This is a genomic window from Salmonella sp. NW177 (assembly GCF_051811585.1).
GTDB lineage: Bacteria > Pseudomonadota > Gammaproteobacteria > Enterobacterales > Enterobacteriaceae > Salmonella > Salmonella enterica.
Genome location: NZ_JAMMZV010000001.1, coordinates 416,242 through 431,380, shown reverse-complemented (window position 1 = coordinate 431,380; position 15,139 = coordinate 416,242). Strand labels below are relative to the sequence as shown.

General features: G+C 53.3%; 14 protein-coding genes. 5 read left to right on the top strand and 9 right to left on the bottom strand.

What is annotated here, in order from left to right; genetic code table 11:
- Positions 1-194 precede the first annotated feature (194 nt).
- The 3 genes from NA986_RS02290 to yebG all read right to left on the bottom strand — a co-directional run bounded on the left by NA986_RS02290 (position 195) and on the right by yebG (position 1,659).
- Complete coding sequence (locus NA986_RS02290) at positions 195-854, bottom strand: tellurite resistance TerB family protein (RefSeq protein WP_000024706.1); 660 nt, start codon at positions 852-854, stop codon at positions 195-197.
- A 93-nt stretch (positions 855-947) separates the two neighbouring features.
- A complete protein-coding gene (gene yebF / locus NA986_RS02285; protein ID WP_001042123.1) occupies positions 948-1,301 on the bottom strand; it encodes a protein YebF in 354 nt (117 codons plus the stop codon).
- Positions 1,302-1,368: 67 nt separating this feature from the next.
- Positions 1,369-1,659: a DNA damage-inducible protein YebG gene (gene yebG / locus NA986_RS02280; protein ID WP_000257723.1), complete on the bottom strand. Its 291-nt coding sequence runs from the start codon at positions 1,657-1,659 to the stop codon at positions 1,369-1,371.
- 130 nt (positions 1,660-1,789) lie between these two features.
- On the opposite strand from yebG, the gene purT reads away from it, so the two are divergent.
- On the top strand, positions 1,790-2,968 hold the full coding sequence (gene purT / locus NA986_RS02275) for a formate-dependent phosphoribosylglycinamide formyltransferase (protein WP_000173431.1): 1,179 nt from the start codon (positions 1,790-1,792) through the stop codon (positions 2,966-2,968).
- A gap of 99 nt (positions 2,969-3,067) precedes the next feature.
- Here purT and kdgA read toward each other — a convergent pair whose 3' ends face one another.
- The 3 genes from kdgA to zwf all read right to left on the bottom strand — a co-directional run bounded on the left by kdgA (position 3,068) and on the right by zwf (position 7,268).
- The gene (gene kdgA / locus NA986_RS02270) at positions 3,068-3,709 is read right to left on the bottom strand and encodes a bifunctional 4-hydroxy-2-oxoglutarate aldolase/2-dehydro-3-deoxy-phosphogluconate aldolase (protein WP_000800497.1); all 642 of its coding nucleotides are present in this window, start codon (positions 3,707-3,709) and stop codon (positions 3,068-3,070) included.
- Between the two features lie 37 nt (positions 3,710-3,746).
- On the bottom strand, positions 3,747-5,558 hold the full coding sequence (gene edd, locus NA986_RS02265) for a phosphogluconate dehydratase (protein WP_023216647.1): 1,812 nt from the start codon (positions 5,556-5,558) through the stop codon (positions 3,747-3,749).
- Positions 5,559-5,792: 234 nt separating this feature from the next.
- Positions 5,793-7,268 carry a glucose-6-phosphate dehydrogenase gene (gene zwf, locus NA986_RS02260; protein ID WP_000301711.1) on the bottom strand — a complete coding sequence of 492 codons (1,476 nt, stop codon included), beginning with the start codon at positions 7,266-7,268 and terminating at the stop codon, positions 5,793-5,795.
- Between the two features lie 341 nt (positions 7,269-7,609).
- Here zwf and NA986_RS02255 point away from each other — a divergent pair, with 341 nt between their 5' ends.
- Both NA986_RS02255 and pyk read left to right on the top strand, forming a co-directional pair.
- On the top strand, positions 7,610-8,479 hold the full coding sequence (locus NA986_RS02255; protein WP_001056719.1) for a MurR/RpiR family transcriptional regulator: 870 nt from the start codon (positions 7,610-7,612) through the stop codon (positions 8,477-8,479).
- A 123-nt stretch (positions 8,480-8,602) separates the two neighbouring features.
- Positions 8,603-10,045, top strand: coding sequence for a pyruvate kinase (gene pyk, locus NA986_RS02250; protein ID WP_000091156.1), 1,443 nt, complete (start codon positions 8,603-8,605; stop codon positions 10,043-10,045).
- Between the two features lie 72 nt (positions 10,046-10,117).
- Here the strand turns inward: pyk and lpxM are convergent, their stop codons facing one another.
- The 3 genes from lpxM to znuA form a co-directional block, all read right to left on the bottom strand.
- A complete protein-coding gene (gene lpxM, locus NA986_RS02245; protein WP_000448401.1) occupies positions 10,118-11,089 on the bottom strand; it encodes a lauroyl-Kdo(2)-lipid IV(A) myristoyltransferase in 972 nt (323 codons plus the stop codon).
- 116 nt (positions 11,090-11,205) lie between these two features.
- On the bottom strand, positions 11,206-12,525 hold the full coding sequence (mepM, locus tag NA986_RS02240) for a murein DD-endopeptidase MepM (RefSeq protein ID WP_001184028.1): 1,320 nt from the start codon (positions 12,523-12,525) through the stop codon (positions 11,206-11,208).
- A 15-nt stretch (positions 12,526-12,540) separates the two neighbouring features.
- Entirely contained in the window at positions 12,541-13,485 is a 945-nt protein-coding gene (gene znuA, locus NA986_RS02235; RefSeq protein ID WP_000939597.1) for a zinc ABC transporter substrate-binding protein ZnuA, read from the bottom strand.
- A gap of 78 nt (positions 13,486-13,563) precedes the next feature.
- Here znuA and znuC point away from each other — a divergent pair, with 78 nt between their 5' ends.
- The gene (gene znuC / locus NA986_RS02230) at positions 13,564-14,319 is read left to right on the top strand and encodes a zinc ABC transporter ATP-binding protein ZnuC (RefSeq protein ID WP_023216869.1); all 756 of its coding nucleotides are present in this window, start codon (positions 13,564-13,566) and stop codon (positions 14,317-14,319) included.
- Positions 14,316-15,101 carry a zinc ABC transporter permease subunit ZnuB gene (znuB, locus tag NA986_RS02225; protein WP_000571508.1) on the top strand — a complete coding sequence of 262 codons (786 nt, stop codon included), beginning with the start codon at positions 14,316-14,318 and terminating at the stop codon, positions 15,099-15,101. The genes znuC and znuB overlap by 4 nt, the downstream gene beginning before the upstream one ends.
- The last annotated feature ends 38 nt before the right edge of the window (positions 15,102-15,139 follow it).

The window sequence follows — 15,139 nt, the reverse complement described above, 5'->3', positions numbered from 1 at the left end:
TTAATATTTGTTATATATCACGCGGCAAACACAGCGGCGTAGCATGGTAGTCCCGGTCGGTCACCTCGGTAAACGCCTGAGATGTCACTGCTTCGCCGCTATCCTGCAACATGAATGACGTAAACTATCCATCCTATAAGGGTGGCAAAAGACACGCATGATGCAAGCGAAACATGTTACTTAATGGCAGGTTATCAGCCTGGTAGCGCCTGTTTTTGCTGCTGCAAGTCCTGCTCGATACCGTCCCGAACCTCCTGAGGAATTTTTAGTGCGTCTCCTAACGCATTCAGATAGCTACGTTCCATAAAGTGGTCAATATCAATGGCGGCGCAGCTCAGGAAGTAGATTTCCAGAGCTTCTTCTTCATTGCGAATGCCCTGTGCCAGACGTTGTGGATCAAGCGGCTGCTCAATAGCTTTTTCGATAAACACACGCCCTTGCTCTTCCACGCCTGATTCTCGCAGTTGGTGCTCAATCGCCGCGCGTTCTTTGGCATCAATATGCCCATCGCTTTTTGCAGCAAAAACCAGCGCCAGGATCAGTCGCTCAGTGCGAACATCCAGCGGCGTACTTTGGCTGCCGAATTGCGGCTCCCCCTGATGCGCAGCGCGTACTTTATCTTTGTACTTATTCCACAATACGGAACCCGCTACCGCGCCGCCGCCCACCAGCAAAGCGCCAGTACCGTATTTGGTTAATAATTTGCGCGAAGACTTATTGGCGACCAACAGTCCAGCCAGACCGCCCAGCGCGCCGGGAACCAGCAGTTTATTTAACCCCTGTTCACCGGAAGGCGATGCAGAAGCGCCTTTTTGCCCAAGAAGTGATTGTAATTGGTTCAACCAGTTAGCCATAGTACCCCTCAAATACAGACCAATAATGGTCAAGCGTACCTGAGGGGATGTCAGGAATTGTCTGTTCCGGCAAAAGAAGCGCAAATTACGCTGCTAGCGGGGCTTATATTCCGCCTTGCCGGCTTTGCAATCAACGATGACCTGATAATGAATATCGGCGCTTTTACCGCGAACAGTTAGCGGAACTGTCCATTTATCATTTTGACCTACAACGTCCTGCACATTAACCCACGCGACCGGGTCAGCCTGCCCGACCTTTTTTTGGTCGTCGGCCCACCGCACGATACGATTTTGCTGGTAGTCACGCTTCACGCTTGCCGCAATCCCGGCGGCATCCAGCCCTTCACACTGCGGAAACTTAACCGATTTACTCTCGGTGGATGCCGCAAATGCCGATACGCTGGCGGATAACAGTAGCAGGCTCAACAACGCTCCTCTTTTATTCATACTTTTCTCCTTAGCACAATGATTCAGGAAAAGCATGGTACAAAACGCCGGGAGCGCAAGTACGGGTTCAGGCGGCTTGCTTTTTCGTTTTACTCGCGGCGTCCTTTTCAACCGCCTGCGGAGAAGGCAACTTACCGGTTTTGAGGATAGTACTTAACACCTCTTTATGTTCCGCCAGCCACAGCGACAACGCCTCGCGCTGCCCATCTTCCAGCACGACTGGCGACTGCTCAAGCCAGGTATCAAGAAGATCGGCAGTATCGAGCATTTTGTCCCAGGCGTCGGCTTCCTTTTTACTGGTAAATGACATCTTCTCCTCACCCTCGCGAATGACTACGTATTTAACTTCAACCGCCATTTTGCAGCCCCTTATTTACCTGTGTTTATATACAGTATATTGCAAGACAGCAAGAAAAGCAATCTATTCGAAAAGACATACGCAAACGTTTTCGTATATACTGCGCGCAGGTAAATAAGGGGACAGAAATATGACGCTATTAGGCACTGCGCTGCGTCCGGCAGCAACGCGGGTGATGTTATTAGGGGCAGGTGAATTGGGAAAAGAGGTGGCGATTGAATGCCAACGCCTGGGGATCGAGGTTATCGCCGTCGATCGCTATCCTGATGCTCCCGCCATGCATGTGGCTCACCGTTCACACGTCATTAATATGCTGGACGGCGAGGCGCTACGTCATGTGATTACAGAGGAAAAACCGCATTATATCGTGCCGGAAATAGAAGCGATCGCCACCGATACGCTGCGCGAGCTGGAGGGCGAAGGGCTGAATGTCGTGCCTTGCGCTCGTGCAACGCAGCTCACGATGAACCGCGAAGGGATCCGTCGCCTGGCCGCAGAAGAATTAGGTCTGCCGACATCGACGTATCGCTTTGCCGACAGTGAGGCCAGTTTTCATGATGCGGTAGCCGCGGTGGGTTTTCCTTGCATCGTCAAACCGGTCATGAGCTCTTCCGGCAAAGGCCAGAGCTTTATCCGCTCGGCCGAACAGCTCGCGCAGGCATGGGAGTATGCTCAACAGGGCGGACGCGCTGGCGCGGGTCGCGTGATTGTGGAAGGCGTGGTTAAATTTGATTTTGAAATTACGCTGCTCACCGTTAGCGCCGTCGATGGCGTGCATTTCTGCGCGCCGGTCGGTCATCGTCAGCAAGATGGTGACTATCGCGAATCCTGGCAGCCACAGCAAATGAGCGAACTGGCGCTGAAGCGGGCGCAAGAGATTGCGCGTCATGTGGTACTGGCGTTAGGCGGTCATGGTCTGTTCGGCGTTGAACTCTTCGTCTGTGGCGATGAAGTCATTTTCAGCGAAGTCTCCCCTCGCCCGCACGATACCGGAATGGTCACGTTGATTTCTCAGGATCTCTCTGAGTTTGCGCTGCATGTGCGCGCCTTTCTGGGAATGCCCGTAGGCGCTATTCGCCAGTATGGTCCCGCTGCCTCGGCCGTGATTCTGCCGCAGCTTACCAGTCAAAATGTGACGTTTGATAATGTACACGCGGCGGTAGGAGCCGGAGTGCAGGTACGGCTGTTTGGTAAGCCTGAGATCGACGGCACCCGTCGTCTTGGTGTAGCGTTAGCGACAGGTGAAAACGTTGAAGAAGCGGTGATAAGAGCGAAAAAGGCCGTCAGCCGCGTGACGGTAAAAGGCTAATGCGCCATCGCCTGATGGCGACGTTAGCGCATTTTTATCAGACCTGCCTGATCGCCACTCGTAAGCCCGATAAGCAAGCGCCATCGGGCATTTAACGGCTTACTGCTTCGCGCCTTCTACCGCTTCGCGCGCCAGTTTGGTGATGCGATCGTAATCACCCGCTTCCAGCGCGTCGGCCGGCACCAGCCAGGAACCGCCGATGCACAACACGCTTTTCAGCGCCAGATAGTCACGATAGTTTGCCGGAGAGATGCCGCCGGTTGGGCAGAAACGTACCTGAGAGAACGGACCGGCAATCGCCTGCAACGCTTTAGTGCCGCCATTCGCTTCCGCCGGGAAGAATTTGAACTCTTTCAGACCATAGTCCATGCCCAACATCAGTTCAGAAACGGTGCTAATACCGGGAATCAATGGGATAGTGCCTGCCGTCGCGGCTTTCAGCAGTGGCTCAGTCAGTCCCGGGCTAATCGCAAACTGCGCGCCCGCTTCCGTCACCTCCGCCAACTGCTGCGGATTGAGAACGGTTCCGGCGCCGACAATCGCTTCCGGTACTTCTTTAGCGATAGCGCGAATAGCATCCATCGCGCAGGCCGTACGTAAAGTCACTTCCAGAACGCGAACGCCCCCGGCCACCAGCGCTTTAGCCATCGGCACCGCGTGCTCCAATTTATTGACTACAATGACCGGGACAACCGGGCCGGTGGTCAGGATTGCTTCTGCACTTGTTTTCCAGTTTTTCATCGGAATTCTTCTCTCGCCTGATTACTAGTGTGTCATCTTAAAAAGTGATACAGGTTGCGCCCTGCTCCGCACCCGACAGCTTTTCGCGCAGCGCGCCAAACAACTCACGCCCCGTTCCGACGCGCGACGCGCTCAGGTCCGGAATATGAGGCTGACGAGCGGCAAGTTCCGCCTCGTCGACCAGCAGAGTTAACTCACCTGTCTGCCCATTCACGCGAATGATGTCGCCATCGCGCACTTTTGCCAGTAAGCCGCCATCGTAGGCTTCCGGCGTTACGTGGATAGCTGAAGGCACTTTACCCGAAGCGCCTGAAAGTCGTCCATCAGTAACTAACGCGATTTTGAAACAGCGGTCCAATAATACACCAAGTGGCGGCATGAGTTTATGTAATTCTGGCATTCCATTCGCTTTTGGTCCCTGATGACGCACGACAACGACACAATCCCGGTCAAGCAGGCCCGCGTCAAACGCAGGCAGCACATCATGCTGACTTTCAAATACCATGGCAGGCGCTTCAATGATCTGGTTTTCAACCGGTACCGCAGACGTCTTCATTACTGCGCGCCCCAGATTACCGCTTAGCACCTTAGTACCGCCGTGAGGAGAGAACGGCTTATCAAAAGAGGCAATGACATCGTTATCCAGTGACCTTTCCGCGCCTTCACGCCAGTCCAGCTCGCCGTTGTTGAGCCAGGGCTCCAGCGTATAGCGTTTCAGGCCGAAGCCTGCGACAGTATTAACGTCTTCGTGCAGCAATCCGGCATTGAGCAGCTCACGCATCAATACCGGTACGCCGCCCGCCGCCTGGAAGTGGTTAATGTCCGCCGGACCGTTCGGGTACAGACGCGCCATCAACGGAACCACTTCCGACAAATCCGAGAAGTCATCCCAGTTGATCAGAATGCCCGCCGCGCGCGCCATTGCAACCAGATGCATGGTGTGGTTGGTGGAACCGCCGGTAGCCAGCAGCGCGACAATGCCGTTCACCACGACTTTTTCGTCGATCATTTTACCGAGCGGCATCCACGTATTGCCGTTGCCGGTAAGACGTGTTACCTGACGTGCGGCAGCGGCAGTCAATGCCTCGCGCAGCGGCGCATCCGGATGCACAAACGAGGAACCCGGCAACTGCATTCCCATAAACTCCACCACCATCTGGTTGGTGTTGGCGGTGCCGTAAAATGTACAGGTGCCCGGCGCATGGTAAGAGGCGGCTTCCGACTCCAGCAGCGCCATTCTGTCTACTTTTCCTTCCGCATATAGCTGACGAATACGGACTTTTTCTTTATTCGGCAGGCCGCTCGCCATCGGGCCTGACGGAACAAAAATCGCGGGTAAATGACCAAAAGAGAGCGCGGCCATCGCCAGCCCCGGAACAATTTTGTCGCATACGCCGAGGAATAACGCGCCGTCGAACATATTGTGAGAAAGGCCTACTGCTGCCGACATCGCTATCACTTCGCGACTGAGTAATGACAACTCCATGCCATCCTGCCCTTGCGTAACGCCATCGCACATTGCCGGTACGCCGCCTGCGACCTGACCTACCGCATTCACGGAATGCAGGGCCTGACGAATAATCTGCGGATAATGTTCATACGGTTGATGCGCAGAGAGCATGTCATTGTAGGAGGTAATAATGGCGATATTATTGCGCAACATACTTTTCAGCGAGGCTTTGTCCTCTGGCTGACAGGCGGCGAAGCCATGCGCCAGGTTGCCGCAGGCCAGTTGAGATCGGTGGACCGTGGCGGTTTTCGCCTGCTCAATGCGGGCAAGATAGGCTTCTCGGGTCTGCTGCGAGCGTTCGACAATACGCTGTGTTACGCGTAACAAATTAGGATTCATAGAGGCTCCTGAAATTTATCTGTCCGGCTACCGGGTTTACCATGCGTTTCATCAATGTGGAAAGACAGTGAAATACATGATGTCCGGTGATAATGGGGCAAAATCGTTTCAGGCAGTGTAATAAAAAAAGCCTCGCAGGTGAATCCACACGAGGCTTAAAAGTGCAAAAATGATTCTACAATCTGTGTTAGATCATGTTACCGGTAAAATACCACCTAAGAGTGAGTGGCAAATTTACTCAAACTCATTCCACGAACGACCGTCACGGGTAATCATCGCCACGGACGCTACCGGTCCCCAGGTGCCCGCCTGGTACGGCTTCGGCGCGTCGTTGTCCATCGCCCATGCTTCGGTAATGGAGTCCACCCACTTCCAGGCTTCTTCCACTTCGTCACGGCGGACAAACAGCGCCTGAATGCCACGCATCGTTTCCAGCAGCAGGCGCTCATATGCATCCGCCAGGTGCGTCTGATTAAAGGTCTCGGAGTAGCTCAGATCAAGCTTCGTGATCTGCAGATTATGCTTATGATCCAGCCCCGGTACTTTGTTAAGCACCTGAATATCTACGCCTTCATCCGGCTGCAGGCGAATCGTCAATTTGTTCTGCGGCAGGTCTTGCCAGGACTCTTTAAAGAGATTCAGTTCAGGCGTCTTGAAATAAACCACGACTTCAGAGCACTTGGTTGGCAGACGCTTGCCGGTACGCAGATAGAATGGCACGCCCGCCCAACGCCAGTTATCGATGTCGACGCGGATCGCGACGAACGTTTCGGTGTTGCTGCTTTTATTCGCGCCCTCTTCTTCCAGATAGCCCGGCACCTTTTGACCCTGCGCAAAGCCAGCGGTGTATTGACCACGAACCGTTTTTTCACGCACGTTGGAGCGATCAATACGGCGCAGCGATTTCAACACTTTGACTTTTTCATCGCGAATACTGTCGGCGCTCAGGTCAGACGGCGGTGACATGGCAATCATGCAGAGAATTTGCAGCAAGTGGTTCTGGATCATATCGCGCATCTGACCGGCCTGGTCAAAGTATCCCCAGCGCCCTTCAATCCCCACCTCTTCCGCTACGGTAATCTCAACGTGATCGATAGTGCGGTTATCCCAGTTATTAACGAATAACGAGTTGGCAAAACGCAGCGCCAGCAGGTTGAGAACCGTTTCTTTACCCAGATAGTGGTCGATACGATATACCTGGCATTCTTCAAAGTATTCGCCGACCCGATCGTTAATCTCACGCGAGGTCGCCAGCGAAGTACCCAACGGTTTTTCCATCACGACGCGCGCCGGTTTGGCGTTGAGTTTAGCCTCTCCTAACCCTTTGCAAATAGCGCCAAAGGTGCTGGGCGGCATCGCAAAATAGTTAATGGTGGTGCGGTTTTTTTGATCCAGCATATCGCCCAGGCGACTAAACGCAGGCGTATCGTTAACGTCAAGATTACAAAAATCCAGACGGCCGCTCAGCGTATCCCACAAGCCTTCATCAATTTTTTCCTTCATGAAGGTTTCCAGCGCCTCACGCACGACGTGGGTATAAGCTTCTTTATCCCAGTCCGCGCGCCCCACCCCAATGATCCGGGTATCCGGATGGATCTGGCCGGCTTTCTCAAGCTGATACAGGGAAGGCAGCAGTTTCCGGCGCGCCAGGTCGCCTTTCGCGCCGAAAATGACCAGGTCACATGCCTGGGCTGTTTGCGTTACCGCCATGTCATTCTCCTCAGTTAATCTCCTGGTACTTTAGCCAGGATATCGTTGTAATTTTATTACACAGCACTGTACTGCTTTTACGAGATTACGGAAACCGTAAACGCCTTTTCATAGGTGAACCGGCGTTTGATTGGCAATATAATCGGCAAAACGCCTAATAAAATTGTCGCTTTTCCACACAAGCTGGAACTTAAAATCCGACGTCGGTCATGTAATGAAAAAAAACGACACCTTTTTTAGCCATTTTGCCCCCTTTGACAGCCTCCAGGAGTAATATCTAACAAAACGCGCTCGGTTTCGCGCATCATTGAAATCGCTAATACCCATGAGCCTTGCTAATCATGAATATGCTGGAAAAAGTCCAGTCTCAACTGGAACATTTAAGCAAATCTGAACGAAAAGTCGCCGATGTTATTCTGGCCGCCCCAGGCAGATCGATTCACTTAAGCATTGCCATGCTGGCCCAGGAAGCTAACGTTAGCGAGCCAACGGTGAACCGTTTCTGTCGCAGCATGAATACCCGCGGCTTTCCTGATTTTAAACTGCATCTGGCGCAAAGTCTGGCAAATGGCACCCCCTATGTTAATCGCAATGTGGATGAAGATGACAGCGTCGAGGCCTATACAGGAAAAATCTTCGAGTCCGCCATGGCCAGTCTCGACCATGTTCGTCAGTCGCTGGATAAATCGGCCGTCAACCGCGCCGTCGATTTACTGACCCAGGCAAAAAAAATCGCCTTTTTTGGTCTTGGTTCTTCCGCCGCGGTCGCGCATGACGCCATGAATAAGTTTTTTCGCTTCAATGTGCCGGTGATTTACTCCGACGATATTGTGCTGCAACGGATGAGCTGTATGAATTGTAACGATGATGACGTCGTCGTGCTCATTTCGCATACTGGCAGAACCAAGAGCCTGGTGGAACTGGCGCAGTTGGCGCGGGAAAACGATGCGATGGTGATCGCCCTGACCTCCGCTGGAACGCCGCTGGCGCGCGAAGCCACGCTGGCCATTACCCTCGACGTACCGGAAGATACAGACATTTATATGCCCATGGTCTCTCGACTTGCTCAGCTGACCGTGATAGATGTGCTGGCAACGGGATTTACTTTGCGTCGCGGGGCAAAATTCAGAGATAACTTGAAGCGTGTCAAGGAAGCGCTCAAGGAATCGCGTTTTGATAAAGAATTACTCATCAGGAGTGATGACCGCTAAAAGCAATAACAATGTTCTACCCTTTTCGTCATCCGGGGACGTTCATTTTATACCGTTAAGGTTTCAGAACGACCGGATCAATGTTCACGCAACACCAAGTTGTTTTAGTCAACGGAGTATTACATGTCCAGAAGGCTTCGCAGAACCAAAATCGTTACCACGTTAGGCCCGGCAACTGACCGCGATAACAACCTTGAGAAGGTTATCGCCGCGGGCGCAAACGTAGTACGTATGAACTTCTCTCACGGCTCGCCGGAAGATCATAAAATGCGTGCTGATAAAGTCCGTGAGATTGCCGCCAAATTGGGGCGTCATGTGGCTATTTTAGGCGACCTGCAAGGGCCAAAAATTCGCGTTTCCACTTTTAAAGAAGGCAAAGTGTTCCTCAATATCGGGGACAAATTTCTGTTAGACGCTAACCTGGGTAAAGGCGAAGGCGATAAAGAAAAAGTCGGCATTGATTACAAAGGGTTGCCGGCAGACGTCGTTCCTGGCGATATCCTGCTGCTTGACGATGGTCGAGTGCAGTTGAAAGTGCTTGAAGTCCAAGGCATGAAAGTCTTTACCGAGGTCACCGTCGGCGGCCCGCTGTCTAACAATAAAGGCATTAACAAGCTCGGCGGCGGGCTTTCTGCTGAAGCGCTGACCGAAAAAGATAAAGCCGATATTCAAACCGCTGCGCTGATAGGCGTTGACTATCTGGCCGTCTCCTTCCCGCGCTGCGGCGAAGATCTGAACTATGCACGCCGCCTGGCGCGCGACGCCGGCTGCGACGCGAAAATTGTGGCTAAGGTCGAACGCGCCGAAGCGGTATGCGATCAAAACGCCATGGACGATATCATTCTGGCCTCTGACGTTGTGATGGTCGCACGTGGCGACCTGGGCGTTGAAATCGGCGATCCGGAGCTGGTTGGTATCCAGAAGGCGCTGATTCGCCGTGCGCGTCAGCTAAACCGTGCAGTCATCACCGCAACGCAGATGATGGAGTCGATGATCACCAACCCGATGCCGACCCGCGCGGAAGTGATGGACGTGGCGAACGCCGTCCTGGATGGCACGGATGCGGTTATGCTGTCTGCCGAAACCGCAGCCGGTCAGTATCCTTCTGAAACCGTTGCCGCAATGGCGCGCGTCTGTCTGGGCGCAGAAAAAATCCCCAGCATCAATGTGTCTAAACACCGTCTCGACGTGCAGTTCGACAACGTTGAAGAAGCCATTGCCATGTCTGCGATGTATGCGGCAAACCATCTGAAAGGCGTTACCGCGATCATCACCATGACGGAATCCGGTCGTACCGCGCTAATGACTTCCCGTATCAGCTCCGGCCTGCCGATTTTCGCCATGTCGCGCCATGAACGCACGCTGAACCTGACCGCGCTCTACCGCGGAGTAACGCCGGTGCATTTTGATAGCGCGGCTGATGGCGTTGTCGCGGCGCATGAAGCCGTTAATCTGCTGCGCGATAAAGGGTATCTGGTTTCCGGTGACCTGGTTATCGTGACCCAGGGCGATGTCATGAGCACCGTCGGTTCAACCAATACCACGCGTATTTTGACCGTTGAGTAAAGCTCCCCCTGGCCTGCTCATCAGGTAATACAGGGTTTGTCAGCATAAAGCCTCTCTTACGAGAGGCTTTATTTATTTGATGGGATAAAGATCTTTACGCTTATACGGCTGAATCTCGCCTGGCTTGCGGGTTTTGAGCAGCTTCAGGATCCAGGTGTACTGTTCCGGATGCGGGCCGACAAAAATTTCGACCTCTTCGTTCATCCGTCTGGCGATAGTGTGGTCGTCAGCCGTGAGCAGATCGTCCATTGGCGGGCGAATCTGGATAGTCAGGCGATGCGTTTTACCATTATACACCGGGAAAAGCGGTATCACGCGTGCGCGGCACACTTTCATCAGCCGACCAATCGCAGGCAGCGTCGCTTTGTATGTCGCAAAGAAATCAACGAATTCACTATGCTCCGGGCCGTGATCCTGGTCCGGCAGGTAGTAGCCCCAGTAGCCCTGACGAACAGACTGAATAAAGGGTTTAATCCCGTCATTACGCGCATGCAAACGTCCGCCGAAACGCCGACGCACTGTGTTCCAGATATAGTCAAAAACCGGATTACCCTGATTATGAAACATCGCCGCCATTTTTTGCCCCTGAGAGGCCATCAGCATGGCTGGAATGTCGACGCCCCAGCCATGCGGTACGAGAAAAATGACTTTTTCGTCGTTACGACGCATCTCCTCAATGATTTCCAGACCTTCCCAGTCAACACGCTGTTGAATTTTTTTCGGACCGCGCATCGCCAACTCAGCCATCATCGCCATTGCCTGTGGCGCGGTGGCGAACATCTCATCGACAATCGCTTCGCGCTCAGCTTCGCTACGCTGCGGAAAGCACAACGACAGATTAATTAGCGCCCGGCGACGAGAACTCTTTCCCAGCCGTCCGGCAAAACGCCCCAGCGTCGCCAGCAAAGGGTCGCGGAATGATGCCGGTGTTAATGCGATCCCCGCCATTGCCGCAGCGCCCAACCAGGCGCCCCAATACTGCGGATAGCGAAAGGATTTTTCGAATTCAGGGATATACTCACTATTATTTTTTTTGGTTTCCATGCTTTTCCAGGGTCTGCTGACGCGAAAAGGAATTGTGAATAGTGTAGCGACGTCTGCGTCTCACACAAAACAAAAAAGCCGGCACACATCGCGTACCGGCTCTGTCAGCGCATTTGTTAATCGAAGCGCAGTTGTGGCAGAACCTCTTTCACCTGTGCCAGGTATTCACGACGATCTGACCCCGTCAGACCTTCCGTGCGCGGCAATTTCGCTGTCAGAGGGTTAACGGCTTGCTGGTTTATCCATACCTCATAATGCAGATGCGGCCCTGTGGAACGCCCGGTGTTACCAGAAAGCGCAATACGATCGCCACGTTTCACTTTTTGCCCCGGTTTCACCAGCAGCTTACGCAAGTGCATGTAACGTGTGGTGTAGGTGCGTCCATGACGAATCGCAATGTAGTAACCGGCAGCGCCGCTACGTTTAGCGACCACGACCTCGCCATCCCCCACCGACAGCACCGGCGTACCCTGCGGCATCGCAAAGTCAACGCCACGATGCGGCGCAACGCGTCCGGTAACCGGGTTCAGACGGCGCGGATTGAAGTTGGAGGAGATGCGGAACTGTTTGGCGGTCGGGAAGCGTAAAAAGCCTTTCGCCAGGCCAACCCCGTTACGGTCATAGAATTTACCGTCAGCGGCGCGAATGGCGTAGTAATCTTTACCATCGGAACGCATCCGCACGCCCAACAACTGACTCTGTTCACGCTTGCCATCCAGCATCTCGCGCGACATCAGAACCGAAAATTCATCGCCCTTTTTCAGCTTGCGAAAATCCATCTGCCACTGCATGGCTTTTATCACTGCGCTGATTTCGCTGCTGGTTAAACCGGCCTCTTTCGCGCTGGCGACAAAGCTACCCCCTACCGTGCCTTTCAGCAGACTGTTAACCCAGTCCCCCTGCTGCATTTCACTGCTCATTTTAAAACCGTTGGCAGTGCGATCGTAGGTACGCGTTTCACGGCGGGAGACTTCCCATGTCAGACGCTGTAAATCGCCATCGGCGGTCAGTGTCCAGGAAAGCTGTTGGCCAATTTTCAGATTGCGCAGCTCCTTATCAGAAGCGGCAAGTCGGCTAATATCGCTCATATCGATGCCGTACTGATTCAGAATGCTGCTTAACGTATCGCCTGTGGAGACGACGTATTCATGGACGCCGACTTCGCCTGCGGTTTTATCGTCCAGCTCATCCTGAGGAATAGCTTCATCTTCCTGCGCGGCCTGATCGATGGGTTCGCTGGCCTCCGGTAAGAGGGAACGAATCTCGCTTTTCTCCAGTTCAATAGTTTTAACGATTGGTGCGGATTCTGGGTGGTAAACATAGGGCCGCCATACGGCGACGGCCAGTGTCAGAACGGTAAGTGACCCCAGCATAACGCGGTGGGGTCGGGGCAGATTATTAAATGCCAGGGCGACAGAGCGGGCTATCTGTTGCACGTATTCACTTCCTCGTTAATCTCCTTTCAGGCAGCTCGCATACTGGTTGGCTAATTGGCTTAAAAACGCTGAATAGCTTGTTTTACCCAGTTTAATGTTCGTCCCGAGGGGGTCCAGTGTTCCCATTCGAACGGATGTCCCTCTCGCCACGGCTTCCACGACCGCTGGCCTGAATTGTGGCTCAGCAAAAACGCAGGTTGCTTTTTGCTCAACCAACTGTGTTCTTATTTCATGTAAACGCTGCGCGCCAGGTTGTATCTCAGGGTTCACGGTAAAGTGACCGAGCGGGGTGAGTCCGTAGTGTTTTTCGTAGTAACCGTAGGCGTCATGAAAAACGAAATACCCTTTCCCCTTGAGCGGCGCGAGCTCGTTACCGACCTGTTTATCGGTTGCGGCTAATTGTGCCTCAAAATCCTTCAGGTTGGCGTCGAGTTTGGCTCGACTTTGCGGCATAAGTTCCACTAATTTTTCATGGATTGCAACCGCTGTAGCCCGCGCTATCTCTGGGGAGAGCCAAAGATGCATGTTATATTCGCCGTGATGGTGATGTACGTCACCTTTTTCCTCATCGGCGCCCGTATGCGCATGTTCATCCTCATCATCATCCGCGCCCTTCATGAGTAACGGTTTTACATCGGCAAGTTGCGCAATGGTAACCTGCTTATTATCAGGGATATTCCTGACCGACTTCTCCATAAAGGCTTCCATTTCCGGGCCAACCCAGACGACTAAGTCCGCGCCCTGTAAGCGTTTTACGTCTGATGGACGCAATGAATAATCATGCTCGGATGCCCCATCCGGAAGTAATACTTGCGTATCCGTAACGCCATCAGCAATGGCGGAAGCGATGAACCCAAGCGGTTTAAGCGAAGCGACAACGGCAGCGTCGGCAGCCTGGGTTGCACTCCCCCAAAGCGCGGCGGATAATGCTGCGAAAAGAAGCGTATTTTTCTGTAACATAATGCGACTAATCATCGTAATGAATGTGTGAAATGTGATATTATAACATTCTATCACTTCTGCAAGCCTAAAATTAACATGACAAGTTTAGTTTCACTGGAAAACGTCTCGGTCTCATTTGGTCAACGCCGCGTCCTCTCTGACGTGTCGCTTGAATTGAGCCCCGGAAAAATTTTAACGCTTCTCGGCCCTAACGGCGCGGGGAAGTCAACGCTTGTACGCGTGGTTTTAGGACTGGTAGCCCCTGATGATGGGGTGATCAAGCGCAACGGGCAACTCCGTATCGGCTATGTCCCGCAAAAGCTCTATCTCGATACCACGCTTCCGCTGACGGTAAACCGATTTTTACGTTTACGTCCCGGCACGCAAAAAACGGATATTCTCCCGGCGCTTAAACGCGTTCAGGCCGGACATTTGATTGACGCGCCCATGCAAAAACTCTCCGGCGGCGAGACACAGCGCGTACTGCTGGCGCGTGCTCTGCTTAACAGGCCGCAGTTGCTGGTACTTGATGAGCCGACGCAAGGCGTGGATGTCAACGGCCAGGTCGCGTTATACAACCTTATCGATCAGCTGCGTCGCGAACTCGATTGCGCCGTGTTGATGGTGTCACATGATCTACATCTGGTCATGGCAAAGACGGATGAAGTGTTATGCCTGAACCATCATATTTGCTGTTCCGGCGCGCCGGAAGTGGTGTCTATGCATCCGGAATTTATCTCTATGTTTGGCCCGCGAGGCGCGGAGCAATTAGGGATTTATCGCCATCATCATAATCATCGCCACGATTTACAGGGTCGTATTGTACTGCGCCGGGGAAATGGTCACTCATGATTGAATTATTACTGCCCGGCTGGCTGGCCGGGATGATGCTGGCGTGCGCCGCTGGTCCTTTGGGCTCATTTGTGGTCTGGCGTCGGATGTCCTATTTTGGCGATACGCTGGCTCACGCGTCGCTTCTGGGCGTGGCGTTTGGCCTGTTGCTGGACGTTAACCCCTTTTATGCGGTAATCGCCGTTACGCTGCTGCTGGCCGCCGGTCTGGTATGGCTGGAGAAGCGTCCTCACCTCGCGATTGATACCTTACTGGGCATTATGGCGCACAGCGCCTTATCTTTAGGACTGGTCGTGGTCAGCCTGATGTCCAACGTCCGCGTTGATTTAATGGCTTATCTGTTTGGCGATTTGCTGGCCGTCACGCCGGAAGATCTTATCTCGATCGCTATTGGGGTCGTTATTGTGCTGGCCATTCTCTTCTGGCAGTGGCGCAACTTGCTGTCAATGACTATCAGTCCGGATCTTGCCTTTGTCGATGGCGTGAAGTTACAGCGCGTGAAGCTGCTATTGATGCTGGTAACGGCGTTAACTATTGGCGTGGCGATGAAGTTTGTCGGAGCGCTGATCATTACGTCGCTGCTGATTATTCCCGCCGCAACCGCGCGTCGCTTTGCCCGTACGCCGGAGCAGATGGCGGGCGTCGCCGTTGGTGTAGGTATGATAGCGGTTACAGGTGGACTGACCTTCTCAGCCTTTTATGATACCCCGGCAGGGCCATCCGTAGTGCTGTGTGCCGCGCTGCTGTTTATCTTCAGTATGATGAAAAAGCAGGCAAGCTAAGCATGTGTTGCCCGGTGGCGCTGCGCTTACCGGGCCTA

What these genes read in the sequence shown, in the direction of transcription:
- NA986_RS02290 (WP_000024706.1), bottom strand. Translation starts at nt 854, where the DNA reads ATGGCTAACTGGTTGAACCAATTACAATCACTTCTTGGGCAAAAAGGC.
- yebF (WP_001042123.1), bottom strand. Translation starts at nt 1,301, where the DNA reads ATGAATAAAAGAGGAGCGTTGTTGAGCCTGCTACTGTTATCCGCCAGC.
- yebG (WP_000257723.1), bottom strand. Translation starts at nt 1,659, where the DNA reads ATGGCGGTTGAAGTTAAATACGTAGTCATTCGCGAGGGTGAGGAGAAG.
- purT (WP_000173431.1), top strand. Translation starts at nt 1,790, where the DNA reads ATGACGCTATTAGGCACTGCGCTGCGTCCGGCAGCAACGCGGGTGATG.
- kdgA (WP_000800497.1), bottom strand. Translation starts at nt 3,709, where the DNA reads ATGAAAAACTGGAAAACAAGTGCAGAAGCAATCCTGACCACCGGCCCG.
- edd (WP_023216647.1), bottom strand. Translation starts at nt 5,558, where the DNA reads ATGAATCCTAATTTGTTACGCGTAACACAGCGTATTGTCGAACGCTCG.
- zwf (WP_000301711.1), bottom strand. Translation starts at nt 7,268, where the DNA reads ATGGCGGTAACGCAAACAGCCCAGGCATGTGACCTGGTCATTTTCGGC.
- NA986_RS02255 (WP_001056719.1), top strand. Translation starts at nt 7,610, where the DNA reads ATGAATATGCTGGAAAAAGTCCAGTCTCAACTGGAACATTTAAGCAAA.
- pyk (WP_000091156.1), top strand. Translation starts at nt 8,603, where the DNA reads ATGTCCAGAAGGCTTCGCAGAACCAAAATCGTTACCACGTTAGGCCCG.
- lpxM (WP_000448401.1), bottom strand. Translation starts at nt 11,089, where the DNA reads ATGGAAACCAAAAAAAATAATAGTGAGTATATCCCTGAATTCGAAAAA.
- znuA (WP_000939597.1), bottom strand. Translation starts at nt 13,485, where the DNA reads ATGTTACAGAAAAATACGCTTCTTTTCGCAGCATTATCCGCCGCGCTT.
- znuC (WP_023216869.1), top strand. Translation starts at nt 13,564, where the DNA reads ATGACAAGTTTAGTTTCACTGGAAAACGTCTCGGTCTCATTTGGTCAA.
- znuB (WP_000571508.1), top strand. Translation starts at nt 14,316, where the DNA reads ATGATTGAATTATTACTGCCCGGCTGGCTGGCCGGGATGATGCTGGCG.